General features: G+C 69.7%; 4 protein-coding genes. 2 read left to right on the forward strand and 2 right to left on the reverse strand.

What is annotated here, in order from left to right:
- Positions 1-166 precede the first annotated feature (166 nt).
- Positions 167-1,012: an aldo/keto reductase gene (locus tag JMF90_RS28140; protein WP_011546028.1), complete on the reverse strand. Its 846-nt coding sequence runs from the start codon at positions 1,010-1,012 to the stop codon at positions 167-169.
- A gap of 167 nt (positions 1,013-1,179) precedes the next feature.
- On the opposite strand from JMF90_RS28140, the gene JMF90_RS28145 reads away from it, so the two are divergent.
- Positions 1,180-1,926 (forward strand): GntR family transcriptional regulator, encoded by a 747-nt coding sequence (locus tag JMF90_RS28145; RefSeq protein WP_011546029.1) that lies wholly within the window; start codon positions 1,180-1,182, stop codon positions 1,924-1,926.
- A gap of 21 nt (positions 1,927-1,947) precedes the next feature.
- Here JMF90_RS28145 and JMF90_RS28150 read toward each other — a convergent pair whose 3' ends face one another.
- Positions 1,948-3,339, reverse strand: coding sequence for a CoA transferase (locus JMF90_RS28150; protein ID WP_201317005.1), 1,392 nt, complete (start codon positions 3,337-3,339; stop codon positions 1,948-1,950).
- A 140-nt stretch (positions 3,340-3,479) separates the two neighbouring features.
- On the opposite strand from JMF90_RS28150, the gene JMF90_RS28155 reads away from it, so the two are divergent.
- On the forward strand, positions 3,480-3,755 hold a 276-nt coding region (locus JMF90_RS28155; protein ID WP_201325705.1), incomplete at its 3' end, for a MerR family DNA-binding transcriptional regulator.

Consider the following 3,755-nt stretch of genomic DNA (forward strand, 5'->3'; position numbering starts at 1 on the left):
TGGCGGCGGCAACGGTAACGGCAATGGCAGCGGCGGCGCCGGCAACGGCGGTGCCAACGGCGTCGGCAACGGCCATGGCACCGGCAACGGCAATGGCGGCGGTCACGGCAACGGCGGATCGTCCGGCGGCAACCACTGACCCGACGCGTTGCCCGGCCGAAGTCGGTCAGAGCATCTCGAGCGCGCGCTTGCTGCGCGGCGGACGGAAATATGCGTCAAGCTGCGCGCGCTCGTCATCGCTGAACACGACATCGAGCGCGGCGCGGTTGTCGCGCACGTGTTCGATCCGCGACGCCTTCGGAATCGCGAATACGCCCGGCTGCGCGAGCACCCACGCCAGCGCGACGCGCATCACCGACACGCCGCGCAGCCGCGCGATCTCGTCGAGCGGCGAGCGTTTCGGCAGCCGCCCGTGATCGACCGGGCTGTACGCCATCGCCGGAATACGATGGTCGGCCAGCCACGGCAGCAGGTCGAATTCCGGGCCGCGTCGCGCGATGTTGTAGAGAATCTGGTTGGTTGCGCACGCACCGCCGCCCGCCTCGTCGACGAGTTCGGCCATGTCGGCCGTATCGAAGTTGCTCACGCCCCAGTGGCGGATCTTGCCCGCGCGCTGCAACGCGTCGAAGCCCTCGACCGTTTCCGCGAGCGGCACCGAACCGCGCCAGTGCAGCAGGTATAGATCGAGGCGATCGGTACGCAGGCGCTTGAGGCTCGCGTCGCACGCGGCGACGACGCCACGCCGGCTCGCATGGTGCGGGTAGACCTTGCTGACGAGGAACACGTCGTCGCGCAAGCCGGCGAGCGCGTCGCCGACGAGTTCCTCGGTCGCACCGTCGCCGTACATCTCGGCTGTATCGACCAGCGTCATCCCGAGTTCGATGCCTTCGCGCAGCGCGGCGATCTCGTCCGCGCGCCGCGCCGGCCGCTCGCCCATTTCCCAGGTGCCCAGGCCCAGCTTCGGAATCGTCTCGCCGTTCGGCAAGACGACCGTGGCGATCGTGTCTGTCATGCGTGTCCTCGTCGCGGATTCGTGGCCGCCCATCGCGGCCGAAGCATCGGATACGACGCATCAGTGTAGTCAATCGGTGCGCCCCCGGCCTATTACGCGGCAAAAACCGGCTATAACGGCGCGGCATGATGACTTAGAATGGCCGCAACCTGATCGATACCCATTGTATGAAGGCACCCACGGACGACCGCTGGCAGGACCTGCGCCCCGACCCCGACAACGATACGCCGCTCTACCTGCAGCTCGCCCGCAAGCTCGGCGATGCGATCCACGACAACCGCTGGACGGCCGGCGAAGCGCTGCCTTCCGAGCGTGTGTTGTCCGAAGCGCTCGGCGTGTCGCGCATCACCGCGCGCAAGGCGATTGCGCTGCTCGTCGAGCAAGGCCTGATCCGCCGTACGCAAGGCGCGGGCAACTTCATCCAGCCGCGCTACGAGGACCCGCTGTCGCGGCTGTCGAGCTTCAGCGAGATGCTCGAGCGCCGCGGTTTCAAGCCGAGCTCGCAGTGGCTCGCGCGCGAAATCCAGCCCGCCAACCGCGACGAAGTGATCCAGCTCGGCCTGTCGCCGGCCGCATCGGTTACGCGCCTGAAACGCCTGCGTCTCGCCGACGGCATCGTGATGGCCGTCGAGAACTCGACGTTCCCCGCGACGCTGATTCCCGATCCGCAGGCAATCGCCGGTTCGCTGTACAGCTATCTCGAAGCGCGCGGCACACCGATCGTGCGCGCGCTGCAGCATTTCCGCGCGGTGAACGCGACCGACGAGATCGCCGAGCAGATGGGCATCGCCCCCCACGACGCCCTGCTGCTGATCACGCGGATCGGCTATACGTCCGACCAGCGCGCGATCGAACTGACCGATACCTACTGCCGCAACGACTACTACGATTTCGTCGTCGAGCTACGCAAGTAACGCGAGCCGCGCCGCCTCCCCTCACAGCCAGCGCGCGTCGTCGGTGCCGAGCGGCACGGGCGGCCGCGCGAACGACGGCGGCGTCGCCGACAACCGCTCGGCCGGCCGCACGGTATCGAGCGCGCCGAACGGCGACGCGATGCGGTCGATCCGGTCGCGCACGTCGGCCAGCGCGAGATCGGGCGCCTGCAGCCCGTCCGGCACCGCGCCGAACGACTGCAGCCAGCGCCCCGTCTGCGCGAGCGACATCCGCACGTGCCAGCTTCCCCCTTCGCGCGCCCGCCGGGCGAGCGCGATCATCGCGCCGAACGCCGCGAGATACCCCGTTGCATGATCGAGCGCCTGGCACGGCAGATGGCGCGGCCCGCTCGCCTGCGCGGCCTGCTGCTCGTGCCATGCGATGCCGCTCGCCGACTGCACGAGGCTGTCGAACCCGCGCCGCTGCGCCCACGGCCCTGCATGCCCGTACGCCGACACCGACACGTAGACGATGCCGGGCCGCCGCGCCGCCAGCGCATGCGGCGTGAAACCGCGCGCGGCGAGCGCGCCGGGGCGGTACGACTGCAGAAACACGTCCGCCTCGCGCGCCAGGGCGTGCAGCGTATCGACGCCTTCCGCGTCGCGCAAATCGATCCACGTCGAACGCTTGCCGCGCCCGTTGTCGATCACGAGCGGCGCGATGTTCGGCAGGTGCGGACCGTTGACGAGCAGCGTCTGCGCGCCGTGCGAGGCCAGCGTGCGGCCCGCGACCGGGCCCGCGATGATGCGCGTGAGATCGAGCACGCGCACGCCGGCCAGCGGCTGGCTGGCGTCGCCGCGGCCGATCGGCTCGGCCGGCGCGTCGCCGATCCGCTCGATCTCGAACAGCGGCAGCGACGCGATCGCGCGCGCCTGCTCGTGCGCCGCCCATTCGTCAGGGGTTCTGATCAATGCCGCGCACAGGCCGGCGTCGGCCAGCGCGGTATCGAGCGCCGCGCCGTCCCAGGTGCGGATCGCCGCGGCGACGTCGGCGGGCTGCCGGCCGCAGCCGAGCACGTCGAGAATACGGTGCAGGTGATGCGGGAAATTCGCGTGCAGTTGAATCCAGCGTCCGTCGCCCGTCTCGAAGAAGCCGGTCACCGGATGACGCAACTCCGGCGGTGGGCCGTCGTCCACGCGCAGGTAGCGTTCGCTGCGGAACGCCACGAGCGCGTCGCGCACCGACACGTCGACCGATTGCGCCACGCCCGTCCGCAGCCGATGGCATTCGGCTGCCGCGAGCCCGGCTGCGGCGATCGTCGCGGCGGCGAGCGTGCCGACATGAAACGTCGACGGTAGCGTCGGGTCCTGCCCGGTCACGGTCGTGCGGGCCAGCGTGTCGCGTTCGCCGCGTGCGAGTTGCCAAAGATGCGCCAAGGCGGAATCGGGTGTCATGGTGAAGGAGACGCCGTTGAGGAGACGGAATCGAGTCTAGAATTCGCGTCAGGCGCGATCAATCTTGATTGCGCGAATCAATACATAACGAATAGTTGTAGCGGGCCCGCGCTTCATGCGCGGCGACAGGAGCAACCGGCATGACGTCTCTCAGCGCGCAGGAAGCCGCCGGCATGCTCGGCGTCAGCGTGAGCACCCTTTATGCGTACGTGAGCCGCGGCCTGCTGCGCTCGCTGCCCGACGGCGCGACCAAGCGCCGCCGCTACGACGCCAACGAAGTGCGCCTGCTCGCGCGCCGCCGCGCCGACGCGAAGCGCGCGGGCGGCGTCGCCGAACGTTCGCTCGACTGGGGCGTGCCGGTCCTGGAATCGCGGATCACGCAGATCGCCGACGGTCGCCTGCGCTACCGCGGCACC

The organism is Burkholderia sp. E168m23 (assembly GCF_016586125.1).
GTDB classification, from domain to species: Bacteria; Pseudomonadota; Gammaproteobacteria; order Burkholderiales; family Burkholderiaceae; genus Burkholderia; species Burkholderia orbicola.

Coding starts and splice junctions, on each gene's coding strand:
- JMF90_RS28140 (WP_011546028.1), bottom strand. CDS start 1,012: ATGACAGACACGATCGCCACGGTCGTCTTGCCGAACGGCGAGACGATT.
- JMF90_RS28145 (WP_011546029.1), top strand. CDS start 1,180: ATGAAGGCACCCACGGACGACCGCTGGCAGGACCTGCGCCCCGACCCC.
- JMF90_RS28150 (WP_201317005.1), bottom strand. CDS start 3,339: ATGACACCCGATTCCGCCTTGGCGCATCTTTGGCAACTCGCACGCGGC.